Source organism: Pseudomonas sp. PH1b (assembly GCF_000633395.1).
In the GTDB taxonomy this organism is placed as follows: Bacteria; Pseudomonadota; Gammaproteobacteria; order Pseudomonadales; family Pseudomonadaceae; genus Aquipseudomonas.
Map to the genome: position 1 here is coordinate 456,740 of NZ_AYMU01000001.1, position 17,275 is coordinate 474,014.

General features: G+C 66.4%; 17 protein-coding genes. 6 read left to right on the forward strand and 11 right to left on the reverse strand.

Going from position 1 to position 17,275, the window contains the following annotated elements; all coding sequences use genetic code 11:
• The first annotated feature begins 163 nt into the window (after nt 1–163).
• The 3 genes from U873_RS0102140 to U873_RS0102150 all read left to right on the forward strand — a co-directional run bounded on the left by U873_RS0102140 (nt 164) and on the right by U873_RS0102150 (nt 4,681).
• Entirely contained in the window at nt 164–2,359 is a 2,196-nt protein-coding gene (locus tag U873_RS0102140) for an OsmC domain/YcaO domain-containing protein (protein WP_025126666.1), read from the forward strand.
• Between the two features lie 481 nt (nt 2,360–2,840).
• Complete coding sequence (locus tag U873_RS0102145) at nt 2,841–3,695, forward strand: hypothetical protein (protein ID WP_025126667.1); 855 nt, start codon at nt 2,841–2,843, stop codon at nt 3,693–3,695.
• Nucleotides 3,696–3,784: 89 nt separating this feature from the next.
• A complete protein-coding gene (locus U873_RS0102150) occupies nt 3,785–4,681 on the forward strand; it encodes a serine hydrolase (protein ID WP_025126668.1) in 897 nt (298 codons plus the stop codon).
• 64 nt (nt 4,682–4,745) lie between these two features.
• Here U873_RS0102150 and U873_RS0102155 read toward each other — a convergent pair whose 3' ends face one another.
• The 3 genes from U873_RS0102155 to U873_RS0102165 form a co-directional block, all read right to left on the reverse strand.
• Nucleotides 4,746–5,429 (reverse strand): hypothetical protein, encoded by a 684-nt coding sequence (locus U873_RS0102155; RefSeq protein ID WP_025126669.1) that lies wholly within the window; start codon nt 5,427–5,429, stop codon nt 4,746–4,748.
• Nucleotides 5,430–5,617: 188 nt separating this feature from the next.
• The gene (locus tag U873_RS0102160; RefSeq protein WP_025126670.1) at nt 5,618–6,646 is read right to left on the reverse strand and encodes a hypothetical protein; all 1,029 of its coding nucleotides are present in this window, start codon (nt 6,644–6,646) and stop codon (nt 5,618–5,620) included.
• 114 nt (nt 6,647–6,760) lie between these two features.
• Nucleotides 6,761–7,759 (reverse strand): bile acid:sodium symporter family protein, encoded by a 999-nt coding sequence (locus tag U873_RS0102165; RefSeq protein WP_025126671.1) that lies wholly within the window; start codon nt 7,757–7,759, stop codon nt 6,761–6,763.
• A gap of 85 nt (nt 7,760–7,844) precedes the next feature.
• Between U873_RS0102165 and U873_RS0102170 the strand changes: the two genes are divergently transcribed.
• Nucleotides 7,845–8,642, forward strand: a complete 798-nt coding sequence (locus U873_RS0102170) for a helix-turn-helix transcriptional regulator (protein WP_025126672.1) — start codon at nt 7,845–7,847, stop codon at nt 8,640–8,642.
• Nucleotides 8,643–8,718: 76 nt separating this feature from the next.
• On the opposite strand, the gene U873_RS0102175 is transcribed toward U873_RS0102170, so the two are convergent.
• Genes U873_RS0102175 through U873_RS0102190 form a run of 4 tightly spaced genes read right to left on the reverse strand, consistent with a single transcriptional unit; the run spans nt 8,719 to nt 13,320 of the window.
• Nucleotides 8,719–9,171 (reverse strand): response regulator, encoded by a 453-nt coding sequence (locus tag U873_RS0102175; protein WP_025126673.1) that lies wholly within the window; start codon nt 9,169–9,171, stop codon nt 8,719–8,721.
• Complete coding sequence (locus U873_RS0102180; RefSeq protein WP_025126674.1) at nt 9,168–11,495, reverse strand: ATP-binding protein; 2,328 nt, start codon at nt 11,493–11,495, stop codon at nt 9,168–9,170. Before U873_RS0102180 ends, U873_RS0102175 begins: the two co-directional genes overlap by 4 nt.
• A complete protein-coding gene (locus tag U873_RS0102185) occupies nt 11,492–12,160 on the reverse strand; it encodes a response regulator transcription factor (protein WP_025126675.1) in 669 nt (222 codons plus the stop codon). The genes U873_RS0102180 and U873_RS0102185 overlap by 4 nt, the downstream gene beginning before the upstream one ends.
• Entirely contained in the window at nt 12,157–13,320 is a 1,164-nt protein-coding gene (locus tag U873_RS0102190; RefSeq protein WP_025126676.1) for a sensor histidine kinase, read from the reverse strand. The genes U873_RS0102185 and U873_RS0102190 overlap by 4 nt, the downstream gene beginning before the upstream one ends.
• Before the next feature lie 179 nt (nt 13,321–13,499).
• On the opposite strand from U873_RS0102190, the gene U873_RS0102195 reads away from it, so the two are divergent.
• Complete coding sequence (locus U873_RS0102195; protein ID WP_025126677.1) at nt 13,500–14,021, forward strand: SgcJ/EcaC family oxidoreductase; 522 nt, start codon at nt 13,500–13,502, stop codon at nt 14,019–14,021.
• 45 nt (nt 14,022–14,066) lie between these two features.
• On the opposite strand, the gene U873_RS0102200 is transcribed toward U873_RS0102195, so the two are convergent.
• A complete protein-coding gene (locus U873_RS0102200) occupies nt 14,067–15,071 on the reverse strand; it encodes an AraC family transcriptional regulator (RefSeq protein ID WP_025126678.1) in 1,005 nt (334 codons plus the stop codon).
• A gap of 248 nt (nt 15,072–15,319) precedes the next feature.
• On the opposite strand from U873_RS0102200, the gene U873_RS0102205 reads away from it, so the two are divergent.
• Nucleotides 15,320–16,093 (forward strand): EAL domain-containing protein, encoded by a 774-nt coding sequence (locus U873_RS0102205; RefSeq protein WP_025126679.1) that lies wholly within the window; start codon nt 15,320–15,322, stop codon nt 16,091–16,093.
• 42 nt (nt 16,094–16,135) lie between these two features.
• Here U873_RS0102205 and U873_RS0102210 read toward each other — a convergent pair whose 3' ends face one another.
• The 3 genes from U873_RS0102210 to U873_RS0102220 all read right to left on the reverse strand — a co-directional run bounded on the left by U873_RS0102210 (nt 16,136) and on the right by U873_RS0102220 (nt 17,203).
• Nucleotides 16,136–16,525, reverse strand: coding sequence for a YceK/YidQ family lipoprotein (locus U873_RS0102210; RefSeq protein WP_025126680.1), 390 nt, complete (start codon nt 16,523–16,525; stop codon nt 16,136–16,138).
• A 60-nt stretch (nt 16,526–16,585) separates the two neighbouring features.
• Nucleotides 16,586–16,840, reverse strand: coding sequence for a YceK/YidQ family lipoprotein (locus U873_RS0102215; RefSeq protein ID WP_025126681.1), 255 nt, complete (start codon nt 16,838–16,840; stop codon nt 16,586–16,588).
• 63 nt (nt 16,841–16,903) lie between these two features.
• Nucleotides 16,904–17,203, reverse strand: a complete 300-nt coding sequence (locus U873_RS0102220) for a YceK/YidQ family lipoprotein (protein ID WP_025126682.1) — start codon at nt 17,201–17,203, stop codon at nt 16,904–16,906.
• Between the last annotated feature and the right edge of the window lie 72 nt (nt 17,204–17,275).

Genomic DNA, 17,275 nt, shown 5'->3' on the forward strand with positions numbered 1-17,275 from the left:
TCCGCTTGGCCTTGGCGGGCCCCGATCAACCCCGGTGCTCGCGGCAAGCGGCCGAGACGGCGCCCGGCACCAGTCGGCGGCCAGCGCCGAAAAGCACGAGACTTCCCGCGCAAAAGCCGGATAATACCGGCCAATTTTTTGCTCGTGATGCTGGTGATCCCCCATGGAAATCAAGGTTAACTTTCTCGACAACCTTCGACTTGAAGCCAAGTTCGATGACTTCACCGTGGTGGCCGATCAACCTATCCGCTACAAGGGCGATGGCTCGGCACCGGGCCCCTTCGACTACTTCCTGGCCTCATCGGCCCTGTGCGCCGCGTACTTCGTGAAGCTGTACTGCGAGACGCGCAACATCCCCACCGACAATATCCGCCTGTCGCAGAACAACATCGTCGACCCGGAAAACCGCTACAACCAGATCTTCAAGATCCAGGTCGAGCTGCCGGCGGATATCAGCGCCAAGGACCGCCAGGGCATCCTGCGTTCCATCGACCGTTGCACGGTCAAGAAAGTGGTGCAGACCGGGCCCGAGTTCGTCATCGAGGAAGTGGACAACCTCGACGCCGATGCCCAGGCCCTGCTGATGCTCGACACCGCCTCCCAGACCCGCACCTATGTGCCGGGCAAGGACCTGCCGCTGGAGCAGACCATCGCCAACATGTCGGGGATCCTCGCCGGCCTGGGCATGAAGATTGAAATCGCCTCCTGGCGCAACATCGTGCCCAACGTCTGGTCGCTGCATATCCGCGATGCCCACTCGCCGATGTGTTTCACCAACGGCAAGGGTGCGACCAAGGAGGCCGCGCTGGCCTCGGCCCTGGGCGAGTTCATCGAGCGCCTGAACTGCAACTTCTTCTACAACGATCAGTTCTGGGGCGAGGAGATCGCCAACGCGGACTTCGTGCATTACCCGCAAGAGCGCTGGTTCAAGCCCGGCCGCAAAGATGCGCTGCCAGAGGAGATCCTCGACGCCCACTGCCTGGCGATCTACAACCCCGAGGGCGAACTGCTGGGCTCGCACCTGTACGACACCAACTCGGGCAATGTGGAGCGCGGCATCTGTTCGCTGCCGTTCGTGCGCCAGTCCGATGGCGAGGTGGTGTATTTCCCTTCCAACCTGATCGAGAACCTCTACCTCAGCAACGGCATGAGCGCCGGCAACACCCTGGCCGAAGCCCAGGTGCAGTGCCTGTCGGAAATCTTCGAGCGCGCGGTGAAGCGCGAGATCCTCGAAGGCGAGCTGGCCCTGCCGGATGTGCCCGAGGAAGTGCTGGCCAAGTACCCCGGCATCCTGGCGGGCATCCAGGGCCTGGAGGAGCAGGGCTTCCCGGTGCTGGTGAAGGATGCGTCCCTGGGCGGCGAATTCCCGGTCATGTGCGTGACCCTGATGAACCCGCGCACCGGCGGCGTGTTCGCCTCCTTCGGTGCTCACCCAAGCCTTGAAGTGGCGCTGGAACGCAGCCTCACCGAGCTGCTCCAGGGCCGCAGCTTCGAAGGCCTGAACGACCTGCCGCAGCCGACCTTCGAAGGCCACGCGGTGACCGAGCCGAACAACTTCGTCGAGCACTTCATCGATTCCAGCGGTGTGGTGTCGTGGCGTTTCTTCAGTGCCAAGGCCGACTTCGAGTTCGTCGAGTGGGACTTCTCCGGCCAGGGCGAAAACTCCAACGCCGACGAGGCCGCCACGCTGTTCGGCATCCTCGAAGGGCTGGGCAAGGAAGCCTACATGGCGGTGTACGAGCACCTGGGGGCCACGGCCTGCCGCATCCTGGTGCCGGACTACTCGGAGATCTACCCGATCGAGGACCTGATCTGGGACAACACCAACAAGGCCCTGCTGTTTCGCGAAGACATCCTCAACCTGCACCGCCTGGAGGCGCGCCACCTGCGGGCCTTGCTCAAGCGCCTGGACAACAGCGAGCTGGATGACTACACCGACATCACCACCCTGATCGGCATCGAGTTCGACGACAACACCGCCTGGGGCCAGTTGACCATTCTCGAATTGAAGTTGCTGATCTGCCTGGCGTTGAAGATGTACGACGAGGCCAAGGAGCTGGTGGAGGCCTTCCTGCAGTACAACGACAACACCGTGGAACGCGGCCTGTTCTACCAGGCGGTGAATGTGGTGCTGGAAGTGCAACTGGACGAGGACCTGGAACTGGCCGACTACGAGGCCAACTTCCGCCGGATGTTCGGCAACGAGCGGATGGACGCGGCGGTGGGCTCGGTGGACGGCAGCGTGCGCTTCTTCGGCCTGACCCCCACCAGCATGAAGTTGGAAGGGCTCGACCGGCACCTGCGCTTGATCGACAGCTACAAGAAGCTCCACAGCGCACGGGCCAAGGCGAAAGCTTGAACTCGGTCACAACCCTGATGGAAAAGTACCTCAAGGGCTAAGGGCCCACGGGGTGACAGCTGGCAAGAGAACCTGCTCTGGCCGGGGTTACCGGGCACTGCCCCGGTAGCCCGGGGGGCGGGGTTTCTGGCCGGTGCTCGGTGGTGGCCATGGGGGGGCGGCTGGGCGCCCCAGGGGGAGCAAGCGCCCTCGCCACAGATGAGCCTGCGTTCGCCCTGTCCCTTGGCGGGTCGGCATGGCCAAAGCCCCTTGTTTTGTGGGGCTGGCCAGCCGGCCCGGCGACCTCCCGAGGGATCGGCACTAGCCATGTGCCGGTATCTTGTCAGCCTTGAAAAACTGCCTATATGATCGGCGCGCCAGGCTCGCCGCGGTGGATGAGGCTGGGCGCCGCACAACCGATGCCAGTGGCCTGCACCTGTCTGTCCGGCTGGGCAAGGCACGGGTTTGATGTTCTCCAACGCTCTACAGGGATGTTCCAGCGATGAAAACCAAGATCAAGGCAGTTCCGAACAAACCAGGTGCCCTGGGCAGGGCCCTGACCGGGGTGCTGTTGGCCTCGATGCTGCTGGCGGCGCCCGCGCAGGCCCAGGCTGAGGATCGGCCGCCACCGCACGGCGCGGTGCTCGGGGCGATTCACAACGTCCCTGTGGACGCCGACAAAGACACCCTGGAGCTGGACAACGGCGTGGTCGCGACCTTCTGGTACGGTCAGGAATTCGACCTGGCCGGCAAGCACTACTACACCGCCTTTGTCTGGCACACCCGGGATCGCGAGGCGAGGAAGAACGAGGACTTTGTCGCCCCCGATGTCCAGGTGCGCCTGGCGCAGGTGACCTTCGAGCGCACCGATCCGGGCAAGACACCGGCCTATTCCTTCACCTACCTCGAGCACAAGATCGGTTTCATGGGCGGCAGCGAGCAGCCGGAGGAAGTGGACAGCTCCCGCCCGCCGCTGGAGTACCGCACCGCCGATTCGCGCCTGGTGCTGGCGGTGCCCACCGAAACCTTCGACAGTGGCGTCAGCATCAAGGGCTACTCGCTGTTCGTGTTCAATCCGAACCCGAGGTCTTATGCCGACGGCGGGGTCTGGGCCTACCTTGGCCCGGTGTTCACCGGCGAGGACAACTCGGCGGCCTGTGACGACGGCACGGTCATGCCTTGTATCGGCAGCGACGGTGAGCTGAGCTTTGTGCCGGGGGACGGCCCGATGCCGCTGGTGCAGGTCAAGCTCAGTGGCACCACCATCGATGGACCGGACAAGACCCGGGCGCTCGGTGATGCGGACAGCACCCGCTATCGCTTCGACGGCAATAAATGGCAGTACGTCAAGCAGTGACGAGCTGGCGCAGCGGCCATTGCCCCTGGGCTGAAATTCTCCACCCAATGCCGACCCCGAACGGCCCTTTGCTTCAGAGCCAGCCACCGATGCGCTATTCCCTCGTTGCCAACAACCAGCTGCGCACATTCGATTCGTCCGAGGCGCTGATTCCCTGGTGGAGCTTCACCAAGACGGTACTTGCCGCCGCCGCATTGACATTGGTGGAGGAGGGCCGGGTCGGACTGGATGAACCGGTTGCAGAAGGTCCGTTCACGCTGCGGCAATTGTTGCGTCACCAAGCCGGCCTGGCGGACTACAGCGCACTGGCCGACTACCACACCGCGGTGGCCAGGGGCGACGCACCCTGGGCGCCGGAGGAGATGCTGCAACGCCTCGACGCGTCCAGGTTGCGCTATGCCCCCGGCGCAGGCTGGGGCTATTCCAACCTGGGCTACCTGTACGTGGCCAGACTGCTGGAGCGGGTGACCGGCCTGAGCCTTGAGGATGCACTGCGCCAGCGTGTACTGGCGCCCTTGGGGTTGACCCGGGTACGCCTGGCAAAGACCCCGCAAGACCTGCAGCAGGTCGTCATGGGCGCGGCCTCGACCTACGACCCCGGCTGGGTCTATCACGGTCTGCTGGTGGGGCCGCTGGAGCAGGCCTGCCTGTTGCTGGACCTATTGCTGGACGGGCACCTGATCCGGGGCCCATTGCTGGCCCAGATGCAGGCGGCCCTGCGCCTGGGCGGAGCCATTCCCGGTCGGCCCTGGAGCGCGCCCGGCTATGGCCTTGGCTTGATGCAGGGCGAGGTCGGCCCTGGCCTGACCTTGTGCGGGCATACGGGCGTGGGGCCGGGCAGTGTGGTGGCGGTCTATCGCAGCCAGGACGGCCAGAACACCGCAACCTGCGCGGTGTTCAGTGCGGGAGGCGCAGAAGGGCCGGTGGAGTTCGAGGTGGTGCGCCACCTGCGTGCCGCCCTGGAGGGCGCCGGCCGGGTCAGGTGAACCGCACCAGGGCCGGTCACGGCGCGGTTGAATCCGCTTGCCCGGCGGCGTGCTCAACCAGGGTTCAGGCCTTGCATTTGACCAGGGCCAGATAGACCCCGGCGTTTTTCTCCGGCTCGATGTAATGAGCCCCCTCCAGATCGATGACCCGCTCCGGTCCCTTGACCAGCTCCAGCTCGGGCGCGCCGTCGTACCATTCATCGTTGTCGTTCAACCCCTGCTTGAAGGCGTGGAGAAAGTCCTCGCAACTGTCGAACTTGCCGTAGGTGAAGCCGCCTTGCTGGTCCCTGTAGAACCGCGAGTAGGTCAGCAGCACGATGCCCCAGCGTTCGATGCGCTCCTTGGGCGCGGACCGGGGAATCGGCTTGAGCAGGTCCTTGCGGATTTCCCAGATCTTGTGGAAGGCGTTCTTGTTGTTGTGCACCACCTTGAACTCGATGGCGGTGGAAGGCTTCTCGGCGTAGCTGTCTTCGACCCAGATATCCACCTTGCGTCGCTCGGCGGCGATCAACCAGCGGGGGACGTTGCTGCGGGCCGGCAGTTCGCTGTGGAGGCGGTACTCCGTGCGTTCATCCAGCTGGCCGCCCAGGCCGAACTTGTCGCGCTGGATATCCAGCAGCGCCGCCGACTCCAGGCTCAGCCACAGCTCGGGGGCGGAGGCGACGATGATGGATTTGAGAACGCGCTGGCGGTCGTCCTGTTGCAGGTGAGCGAGCAATTCATCGGTAAAGGCGGGGACAAAGGACATGAGATCTCCGTATCAGGTCAAAAAGGGTTGCGGCTCAGCTGAGCTAGCCGCAGGCAGCATAGAGGGCTTGGCGAACACCGCCTTGTTCCAGGTCCGATTCGGCGCACTCAAGGCCGAGCATTGTATAGGTGCTGAGTGATCGCCCGGTCTATCGCTGCTGAACAGCACCCAGCCCCAGCTGGCGCCCTTCAGAAAGGCCCTTGGGGCACGGGGATACCCAGCTGCAATTGCCGGGCTTCGATCTGCTGGTCCAGGGAACGCTTGCCACCCAGCAACTTCAGCTGTTCCAGGCCGGGGGGAAGCTGCTGCTCGAACAGCGCCAGCACGTCCAGCGCCGGTGCGTTGATGATCCGCAGGTCGGTGATGCTCGAAGCCTTGAGCGCCTTGAGCTGGCTCAGGGCCTTGAGGTTAGCCAGGCGCATCATGCGCAGGTCGGGAGCCGCGGCCAGATCCAGGCAGCTCAATTGTGCCTGGTCCTCGATCTTGAGGATTTCCAGCTGGGGGAAACCGCCCAGGTCGAGCTGGTTCAGGCCACGTACCCGCAGGATCTCCAGCTCGGTGAGCTGCGCGTGGTGCAGCTCCGGCATGGCGTCGCGGCTGCCGAAAGTGACCGCAAGACTGCGCAGCCCCGCCATGGCGGCGACCATGCCCAGGCTGGTCTTGGCCGGCATGCGGTGCAGGGATAAAACGCTGATATTCGGGCACTGGGCGAGGGCGTCGAGGTTGCGGCTCTGCACGCTGATGGACAGGTTGTGCAGCTCGGGCATCTGCGCCAGCGGCGCCAGATCGATGGCCGCGCCCTTGTCCTGGGAGAGGCGCAGTTGCTGCAGTTGCCTGAAGTTGGGCAGGGCCAGCAGGTCGGGCAGGTGGGCGCTGATCACCTGCAGGGCAAAATCCTTGAGCTGCGGCAACTCGCCCAGGATCTCGTGGTGCTGCAGCTGATCCAGGCAATCCAGGCTCAGGGACTGCACGTGGGGCAGGGCGGACAAGGTCCGGCCATCAAAGCCGCTGCCGGGATAGTGGCTGTAGAAGCGCAGGTTGAGGCGCTGGCCGAAGCGGGCGCAGAGGGCATCGATGGCCTGGAGCAGCTCGGTATCGTACTGCTCGGCGTTGGCGAACTGGACGATCACCCGGGCCTGCGGGTCGGCCTCCAGCCGGGCGCTGACTTGCTGGTCCAGCCCGGCCTGGTCGGGGGCTTGTATTCGATGGGGAAACATCCGCGGTCCTGGTTGATTGTCGCTGCCGCATCATGCCATCGCCCGCTCTGGGTCGCCATGTGCAGGCGGCCCGGTGGTGCTGCGGGCCGCTGCGGTTCGACGGGGCTTGCCGGCTTAAGGGTCCACCTGGGCCATGAGTTCCGCCACCGATTCCGGGCGCTTGGCGTAACGCTGGGCCAGCACCGCGCAGACCATCAACTGGATCTGGTGGAACAGCATCAATGGCAGGATCAGCACGCCCATGGTGCTGCCGGCGAACAGCACCTGGGCCATGGGCACGCCGGTGGCCAGGCTCTTTTTCGAGCCGCAGAAGAGAATGGTGATGCGGTCTTCCTGATCGAAGCCGAACAGCTTGCCCAGAACGCTCGAGGCCAGCAGCACCAGGGCCAGGAGGATGCAGCAGGCGACCACCAGCCCGGCCAGTTCCCACAGCGGGATCTGGTGCCAGATGCCTTCGATCACCGCCTCGCTGAAGGCGCCGTAGACCACCAGCAGGATCGAGCCCTGGTCCACGAAGCGCAGCCAGTTCTTGTTGCGCCCGACCCAGGCGCCGATCCAGCGCCGGGCGATCTGCCCGGCAATGAACGGCAGCAGCAGTTGCACGCTGATCTTGAGGATCGCATCCAGGGTCGAGCCGCCATCGCCGTGCACGTTCAGCAGCAGGGTCACCAGCAGCGGGGTGAGGAAGATCCCGAACAGGCTGGACGCCGCGGCGCTGCAGATGGCCGCGGGGATGTTGCCCCGGGCCAGGGAGGTGAAGGCAATCGCCGATTGCACCGTGGCCGGCAGCGCGCACAGATACAGCATGCCCATGTACAGGTCATTGCCCACCAGCGGCGACAGCAGCGGCTTGAGGGCCAGGCCCAGCAGCGGGAACAGCACGAAGGTCAGGCCGAACACCAGCAGGTGCAGGCGCCAGTGGCCGGCACCGGCGATGATCGCCTCGCGCGACAGCTTGGCGCCGTGGAGGAAGAACAGCAGGCCGATGGCGATATTGGTCAGCCAGCCGAAACCGACCGCCACCTGGCCGCTGGCGGGCAGCAGGCTGGCCAGCAGCACCACGCCGATCAGGGTCAGGGTGAAATTGTCGGGCAAGAGACGCGAGCGAGTCATAAGGGGATCATCCGGGGGTTGCCAAGTGCGATGGGGCGACTCTAACGTGGTCGCTGTTTACCGACTAACGCCAATGAGCCAGTTAATGCCGCCTAAAGGACATGAAAAACTCGTCCGGCGCAGTATTCCCGGTCTGCCGAGCCTGCCGCGACCGGTCTACGGACGCACCGAATCCTTGCCCAACCGCGCCCTGACCCGGCGTCACAGCCACCCCTGGGTGCAATTGTCCTACGCGATTGCCGGGGTGCTGGAGATCCAGACCAGCGGCGGGCGCTTTGTCGCGCCACCGCAACGGGCAGTGTGGATTCCCGCCGGGGTGCCGCACCGAGTGTTCAGCTCGCCACGCACCGAGATGCGCAGCCTGTACCTCGATTGCAGCGTCACCACCTGGGCGCCGGGCGAGAACTGCCAGGTGCTGGCGGTCAGCAGCCTGCTGCGGGAGTTGATCCGCAGCTTCAGCGAACTGCCGGTGGAATATGTCGAGGACAGCGCCGATGGCCGCCTGGCCCAGGTGCTGCTGGACCAGCTGGCCGCCGCGCCGCAGTTGGACCTGATGCTGCCGTTGCCCCATGACGCGCGCCTGCGCTCGATCTACCGCAGCCTGCAGGCGCACCCGGAGCAAGCCACCACCCTGGGCCAGTGGGGCGACAAACTGGGAGTGACGGAGAAGACCCTCAGCCGCTTGTTTCTCAAGGACACCGGGCTGACCTTTCGCGCCTGGCGCCAGCGCCTGCGTTTGCTGGGCGCGCTGACGCCGCTGGAGCAGGGCGAGCGGGTCACCGATGTGGCGCTGGCCTGCGGCTACGATTCGACCTCGGCCTTTATCGCCGCCTTTCGCCAGCAGTTCGATGCCACCCCGGGGGAGTTTTTCCGCAGCCTGTAGGCGAGGGACGAGATGCCTGGCTCGCCGTGTGCGCCTGCAACGACGGGCTGGGCAAGGCGTACCGCGTCCAGGTGCCTCAGGCGCGCGGGTGGCGCAGCAGTTCGATCTGCTCCGGCGGCAGCAGGGTGCGCAGGGTCTTGTACAGGGCGCGGGTCTCCAGCAGGTTCCAGATCCGCAGCATCGTTTCCAGGGCATCCAGGGGCTTGCTGATGAAATCCCGGGCCCCCAGGGCCAGGGCCCGCAGGCGGGTTTCGCGGGTGGCATCGGCGGTCAGCACCAGCACCGGCAGGTAATCGTTGGCCGGGATCCGCCGGTTGAGTTGTTCGAGCACGGCAAAGCCGTCGAACTCGGGCATGTGCAGGTCGAGGATCACCAGGTCCGGCTCGAAGCTGTTGAACAGCTCCAGGGTGCGCAGCGGCTGGGTGCTGCCGAGCACATTGTGCAGGCCCTCACGGGCCAGCAACTGCTCCATGAGTTCCAGGTTGGGGCGCTGGTCGTCGACGATCAGGATGCGAAAATCGCTGCTCATGCAGGCTCCGGGAGGTAGGTCTGAAGGTGGGCGAGAAAGGCCGGGATCGGGATCGGCTTGGTCAGGATCGCCGTGGCCCCGGCTTCGCTCAGGGCGCGCCGGGTCGGCTCGCTGGCGTCAGCGGTGATCATCAGGATCGGCGTGCTGGCGGTGGCGCTGGAGGCCCGCAGCCGTTGCAGCACTTCCAGGCCTTGCAGGTCCGGCAGGTTGACGTCCAGCAGGATCAGCTGCGGTGCGTGCTGGCGGGCCAGGTCGAGGCCGATCTGCCCCTGCATGCTGGTCAGCAACTGGACGCCGGGGCGGCGCTGCAACAGGGTCTCGATCAGCGCCAGGCTTTGCAGGTTGTCCTCGATGTACAACACCTTGCCCTGGTAGCGCGGCGCCCGTTGCGTGCTCGGCGGGTTCAGGGCCGGGGCGGCAAAGGGCGCCACGGCGGGCGCTTCGGGCAGGCGCACAAAGGGCAGTTCCAGGGTGAAGCGGCAGCCGCTGCCCGGGGTGCTGTGCACGCTGAGGCTGCCGTCCATCATTTCCAGCAGGCTCTTGCTCAGGGCCAGCCCCAGGCCGGTGCCCTCGACCCTGGGGTCGGCGTCCAGGCGCTCGAAGGGCTTGAACAGGCGCTGCAGATGCTCGGCGGCTATCCCGGCGCCGGTGTCGATCACGCTCAGGCGCAGGCGCGCCGCGTCGCTCGCCACTTCGAGGCTGACCTCGCCGTCTGCGCGGTTGTACTTGATGGCGTTGGACAGCAGGTTGAGCAGCACCTGGATCAAGCGCTGATGGTCGGCGATCACCCCGCTGTCCGACGGCAGCGCCGGCAAGGGCGCGAGGCGAATGCCGGCATCGGCGGCCATCGGTGACACCAGGGTCAGGGCTTCGTGCAGCACGGCGTTCAGGGCCAGGGCTTCGAGGTTCAGCGGCAGGCGCCCGGCCTCGATGCGGGCGATGTCCAGCACCTCGTTGATCAGCCCCAGCAGGTGCTGGCCGGCCCGCAGGATATGCCCGACCTGGGGCCGTTGGCCGGCGCTGGAGTCCATGTCCAGCAGTTGCGCGAATCCGAGGATGGCGTTCAACGGGGTGCGCAGTTCGTGGCTCATGCGCGAGAGGAATTCGCTCTTGGCGCGGCTGGCGCGCTCGGCTTCTTCGCGGGCGGTGCCCAGGGCAATTTCGGCGGCCCGGCGGTCGGTGATGTCCCGGGTGATCTTGGAGAACCCGCGCAGGGCACCGCTGGCGTCGTACTGCGCGGTGATCACCACACTGGCCCAGAAGCGGCTGCCGTCCTTGCGGCAGCGCCAGGCTTCTTCCATGTAGTGGCCGTGGGCCGTGGCCTCGCGCAGGGCCATATCCGGGTGCTGCGGGCATTCTTCCGGCAGATAGAACAGCGAGAAGTGGCGACCGATGATTTCCTGCTCACGGTAGCCCTTGATCCGCTCGGCGCCGACGTTCCAGGTGGTGACCCGGCCATCGGTGTCCAGGGCGAAGATCCCGTAGTCCTTGACCCCGTCGATGATCAGCCGCAGGCGTTCCTCGTTGTCGCGCAGGGCCCGTTCGCGCTCGGCCAGCAGTTGCCCGGCCTCCACCAGGCGGGTGCCCAGCTGGCCGATCTCGTCCAGCTCCGGTGCCTGTGGCAGTAAGGGTTGGCCCAGGGCCAGGCGCTGGGCATTGCCCTGTACCTGCTGCACCCGGGTGACGATACCGCGGGACAGCAACAGCACCGCGACGATGGCACCGAACAGCCCGCAGCCGGCGGCCAGCAGGGTGGCGAACAGCAGGCGCATGCGGGTCGCCGCGGCGGCGCCGGTGCGCTCGGCCAGCAGGGCGTCCTCGCGTACGCGCATGGCGCTGATCTGCTCGCGCAGCACGTCCAGCACCTGCTTGTTGTCGATCAGGATCGCGGTCACCGTGGCGTCGTCGTCACGGCTGCCGTTGCGCAGGGCCACCAGGCCGTCGAGCTTGGTGCGGATCAGCGGGGTGATGACCTGCAGATGCTCGCGCATCCGCGCGTCGCGCACGTTGTGGTCCAGGCGCTGCAGCGCCGCTTCGATCTGCGGCCGGGCCTGGAGGTAGGCGGGCAGGAAGTCCTCGCGCCGGGTCAGCAGGTAACCGCGCACGCTGGCGGCGGCTTCGGCCAGCAGGGTGTGCACCGCCTGGATGTCGCCCTGCACCAGCAGCACCCGGCGCACGTCCTCTTCGGCGCGGGCGGTCTGGCGTTCGGTGCTGTAGATCAGGACCAGAGACAGCAGCAGGATCACCAGGGGCAGGGAGATCACCACCAGCGCCTTGCCCCGCAGCGGCAGGTCGGCCCAGCGCCGGGCGCTGAGCAGGTTCATGGCCATTGCCCGGCGGGTTGCGCCACCAGCCCCAGGGCGATACCGCGCACCGCGGCCTGGGTGCGGTCGGCGGCGCCGAGCTTGCCGATCACTCGCTCGACGTGGGCCTTGGCGGTGCCGGTGGTGATGCCGAGCTTTTCACCGATCTCCCGATTGCTGAAGCCGCTGGCCACCAGGCCCAGCACCTGGCGCTCGCGGGCGGTCAGGGGCTGGGCCTGGGGCGCCTGGCCGTTGCCGCGTTCGCTCATGCGCCGCAGCAGCCGGGCGCTGACCGCGCTGTTCAGGGCTTCTTCACCCCGGGCCACCCGCTGCAGGGCATCGATCACCTCGGCACGGCTGGCGTCCTTGAGCAGGTAGCCCATGGCCCCGGCGGCCATGGCGGCTTCCAGGTGATCGGGGCTGTCGTCCATGGTGAAGACCACCACCTTGACCTCGGGCTGGCGCTGTTGCAGCAGGCGCGCGGCGCCCAGGCCGTTAAGCCGCGGCATGCGGATATCGAGGATGGCAATGTCCGGGCGCAGCTGTTCGCACAGGGCCAGGGCCTCTTCGCCGTCACGGGCCTGGCCCACCACGGCGAATTCCGGATTGCCCGCCAGCAGGGCAACGAAGCCGGTGCGGGTGACTTCGTGATCGTCTGCCAGGACCAGGCGTATCAGCGCACTCATGGGCGTTGCTCCAACGTGGGGAGAGGGGCACTGGCCTGGATCCGGGTGCCGCCGCCGGGCTGGCTGGTGCAGCTGAAATGGCCGCCCAGAAGGTGGGCGCGCTCTTGCATGGCCACCTGGCCCAACTGCTCGGCGCCCTGGGCGCAGGGGCTGGTAAAGCCGCAGCCGTCGTCCTGGATATCGAGCGTTGCCTGCCCGGCTTGCACCGCCAGGCTCAGGGTCACCCGGGCGGCGCGGGCATGCTTGAGGATGTTGTTGATGGCTTCCTGGGCGATGCGGAACAGGGCCGTTTCCAGCGCCCCGGGCAAGCGCTCCGGGCAGCGCTGCAGCCAGTGCACCGCGAGCCCGGCGTCGCGCAGGCGGTCGGCCTCGCGGTCGATGGCCCGCAGCAGGCCGAAGTCGTCGAGCACATGGGGGCGCAGGCCACCGATCAGTTGCCGGCCTTCGCCGACGCAGCCCTGGGCCAGTTGCAGGATGGTCTGCAATTCGCTGTCCAGCTCCGGGGGCAGGGGCGGGCAGCGCCCGGCGAAGCCCTGCAAGCGCTGGTGCAGGCCGGCCAGGGTTTGCGCCAGGCCGTCGTGCAGGTCGTAGGCGACGCGTTTGCGCTCGTCTTCCTGGGCGCTGAACAGGCGCTGCACCAGTTCCGACATGCTGCGCTCCCGGGCTTGCAGGTCGCCCAGCAGGCGCTGGTTTTCCAGGTGCGCAGCCAGGAGTGTGGCCAAGAGTTGCAGGGACTCCAGGTCTTCGCTGTCCGGTGCGCTGATGGGCACACTGTTGGCCAGCAGCAGGGCGCCGAAGGCCTGGCCGTCGGCGCGGTGCAGGAGGATGCGCAGGATCGGCGTCTCGCCCGCCGGCGGCTGCTCCAGCCAGTGCGGCTGTTCGGCCAGGGCACGCAGGGCCTGCAGGGGTTCGCCGCTGCCCTGTTCGGCAGTCGCCTGCACGGCACCTGCGGCGCTCCACTCCAGCAGCAGCCCCTGGTCCATGGCGACAAAGGCGCAGGCCCGCTGCACCACCCGCTGGCGCATGTGCGGCGGTGGCAGTTGCAGCAGCTCCTGGCCGGTATCCACCAGCAGGCGCAGGCGCGCGGCACGGCTTTGCGATTGCCGGTACTGGCTGCGCAGGGCCAGGGCGCTGCCGGGGTCGAGGGGCGGGGTGGGCATGTTGGAGCTCCAGGGTAGCGGCGCGGGCAGGGCGGTGGCGCGGTGGCAGAGCATTAGACCTGCTGGCCCGCGATGCGCCTATCTGCCAAATGGCATAGGCCGCGGGCACCGGTTGGCCGATGGCGAAGGCCGGGGCCCTTGGCACAGTGAGGTGCATTGAAACCCACTGGAGTCACCCAATGAAACTGAAAACCACCGCCCTGGCCCTGTTCTTCGTCCTCAGCGCGCCGCTGGCTCAGGCCCTGGAAGCGACCCCTTACGTCTACCGCAGCGTGGCCGAGCAGCCGCAGAACCTGCAGGACCGGGAAATCGCCAGCCTGTTCGATCGCTGGAACAGCGCCTTGCAGACCGGCAATCCGCAGGCGGTGGTCAGCCTCTACGCGGCCAATGCGGTGCTGCAGCCGACGGTCTCCAACCAGGTGCGCAGCACCCACGCGCAGATCCAGGATTACTTCGAGCATTTCCTGGCGACGCAGCCGGTGGGGCAGATCAACTACCGGGAGATCCGCCACCTGGGCCCGGATGCGGCCCTGGACAGTGGCGTCTATACCTTCAGCCTGACCGCCGCCGACGGCCAGAAACAGCAGGTCCAGGCCCGCTACACCTTCCTCTACGAGCGCATCGACGGACAGTGGAAGATCCTCAACCACCATTCCTCGGCCATGCCCCAGGTACAGCCGCAGTTGCAGGCGGCTCACTGATTCAGGCGCGGATCTGGGTGCCGGGCGGATGCCCGGCATCGTCGTTCAGGCCTGCTCTCGATAGCGCCCCGGGGTCATGCCGAACCAGCGCATGCAGGCCTTGTGAAAACTGCTCTGATCGCGAAACCCCAGCAGCGCGCCGATGTACTTCACGCTGCGCATGGAGTTGCGCAGAAAGCTGTGGGCGAGCATCAGCCGGGCTTCGTCCTGTAGGGCCGAGAAGTGCACGTCTTCTCGGCTCAGGCGCCGTTGCAGGCTGCGGGCGCTGACCCCGACCACCTCGGCAATGTGCGGCAGGTCGCTGGGGGCACCCCGGGCCAGGCACTCCGCCAGGGCTCGGCGGACCCGCGCAGTCATCGAGCCGCTGAGCAGCACATTGAGCCGGGCGCGGGCGTATTCCATGTGCAGCACGTCCAGGGCCGGGTCGGCGGTGGGCAGGGCAATGGCGCAATCCTGGTTGCTGAAGGTCAGGCTGTTGTGGGGCGCGCAGAACTGTAGGTTGTCCCCCAGCAGGCGCCGCAGGGCCTGGGTGTCTGCCGGTTCCGGGTAGGTGAAGGCTGCCGTCAGCGGCCTGGGTTTGTGCTGGGGCAGCAGCCAGTGCAGCAGGCCGAGGGTCTGGGCGGCGCCGGCATCGATCAGCGCCCGCGGCATCAGCGAGGGCTCGGCGGTGACGTCGAAGCCGATCAGCTTGAGCGCCTGGGGCTTGCGCTCCAGGCACATGCAGAAACCGTTGCTGATCAGTGCGTGATAGTCCACCAGGCGTTGCAAGGCCGCGCCCAGGGTCGCGCAGGACATCACCGCGTACCCCAGGGCCTTGAGATTGGCCGGGTGGGCCTTGCCGTAGGCCAGCAGCCCGAGGTCGGGATTGCCGGTGCGCCGGGCCGCTTCGCGCATCACCTGATAGACCAGTTCCAGCCTTACGCCCTTGGGGTTCTCATCAACGTCCTGGGCGCTGCTGCCGAATTGTTCGAGCAGGGCGTCGACATCGGCGCCACCCTCTCTCATGACATCGGCAAGCACCCGAAAGCTGGCGCTGGTCATTCTATGCATAGGTCTTCCTGGACTAGTGGCTAAATGATATCGATGGGGCCTTGGGCATGATTGCAATAAACAAAAGGCCGCAGACGATTAAGCGCGGAGCGGGGCTTCCGAGGACAAGCGAAAGGTGCCCGGGAACACTTCCTGAGGGGCCAGGCAGGGTCGATCATGATCGGGCAGGGACCCTTGGGTGCCAGCGACGGCCACTGCGTCGCGGCACGCTTGCAAGGGGGTGCGCTTGTCTTGCCTATGGATCTGTCATGCAAAGCATCAAAGACTTTTATCGCGAACTGGCCGAGGGCCGCCTGATGCTGGCGTTCCAGCCGGTGGTGTGGCTGCCGGACAGCAGCCGGGTGCTGTACCACGAAGGCTTGCTGCGCCATGTCGATGCCCAGGGTGGCGATGCCTATCCGCTGGCGCTGCTGGAAAAGCACCAGGTGATGCGCGAACTGGACCACAGTGTGGTGCTCAGCGTCATCGATTGCCTGCGCCGCGACCAGCGCCTGCGCCTGGGCTGCAACATCTCGGCCCAGAGCGCGATCATCGATGCCCATTGGTACGGCATCCTCGATGCGCTGCGCGATGCACCCTCGCTGGCCGCGCGATTGGTGATCGAGATCACCGAAAGTGCCACGCCGCCGAGCATCGAGGCGGCCAGCGAGTTCGTGCTGTGCCTGCGGGAACTGGGGTGCCGGGTGGCCATCGATGATTTCGGTGCGGGCCTGGGGACCCTGGAGTTCATCCGCCAGACCCGGCCGGACATCGTCAAGATCGACAAGGGTTATATCCAGCGCGCCCGGGGCGAACTCAACAGTGCCCAGACCCTCAGCCACCTGGTGCAACTGTGCAAGACCCTGGCGCCCTGCGTGATCATCGAGGGCGTGGAGCTACCCACCGACCTGGGGCTGGCCACGGCCTGTGGTGGTGAGTGGGGGCAGGGCTACCTGTTCGGCCGCCCCCAGGTGGATCGCCTGGGGCGACGTTGCCGCCTGGCGCAGCGGGTGCCCCAGCTGTGCGCGTCGGATCAGGTGTAGCCCGGCTGCGCCAGGGCACGGCGTCTGCCCGCCTGAAGGAGGTCAATCAGCCTGCGGGGTGATGGGTGGGGTGTGGGCCGTCGGGTCTTGCACCTCGGCACTGATGGGCAATGCCGGCAGGTCTTCCTCGGCAATGTCTTTCATGTTCACGTGCATGTTGCGCTTGGGCCGCTCCGGCTGGAGCGCGTCGTAGGGCAGCAGCACGGTGTCGAGCGCCGCGTCCAGGGGCAGGCTGGCGATCATCAGGATCGGGCACACCACCATCACCCAGCAGCCGCCAGTGATCATGCGGGCGTAGCCCATGTCATAGCCGGTGAGCACTTGGGCGTTGGTCTTGACGCTGCGGTAGTAGCGGTCGTCGCGAAAGTCCAGGGCATTGCCGCGAGTCATGTAGGTGCCGCAGCCGGACAGCAGCAGGGTGTTGAGCAGCAACAGGTAATTGATGATTCGGATGATCGGGCTTCCATTCAGGGCAGTGGCAGGGGGCGAGGCTCAGGGCTTCATCGCGTCGTAGGGCAGCAGCACGGTGTCGACGGCGGCGTCCAGGGGCAGGCTGGCGATCATCAGGATCGGACACACCACCGTGACCCAGCAGGCGCCAGTGATCATGCGTGCGTGGCCCATGTCGTAGCCGGTGAGTATCTGCGCGTTCATGGTTGCGCCGCGGTAATAGCGATCGTCGCGCCAATCATGGCCGCTACGAACCACGTAGGTGCCGCAACCGCTTAGCAGCAGAGTATTGAGCAACAGGCAAAGGATGCTTCGGATGATCAGGCTTCCACACAGGGTCGAAACAGGGGCCGGCGAGAGTCAGCGATTGATCGCGTCATAGGGCAGCAGCGCGGTGTCGGTCACGGCGTCCACCGGCAGGCTGACGATGGCCACTACCGGGCAGACGATGCTCATCCAGCAGAAGATCGTGGCATAGCCGTCGTAACCGCTGGCGCCACGCATGGTCAGCAGTTCGATATTGGCCTGGGTGCCTTTGTAGTAGTCGTAGCTGGTATGGGAGTTGGGGGTGCGGGCGATCAGGGTGCCGCAGCCCACCAGGGACAGCAGGGACACAACGAGCAGAGCATTGAGGGCTTTGATGGCGCCATTCCTTAGCAAGCGGATTTTTCCGCGCGCATGGTCGCAGAAGCCCGGTGCAGAGGCTAGATTGGGCGCTGAATAAATACTGGG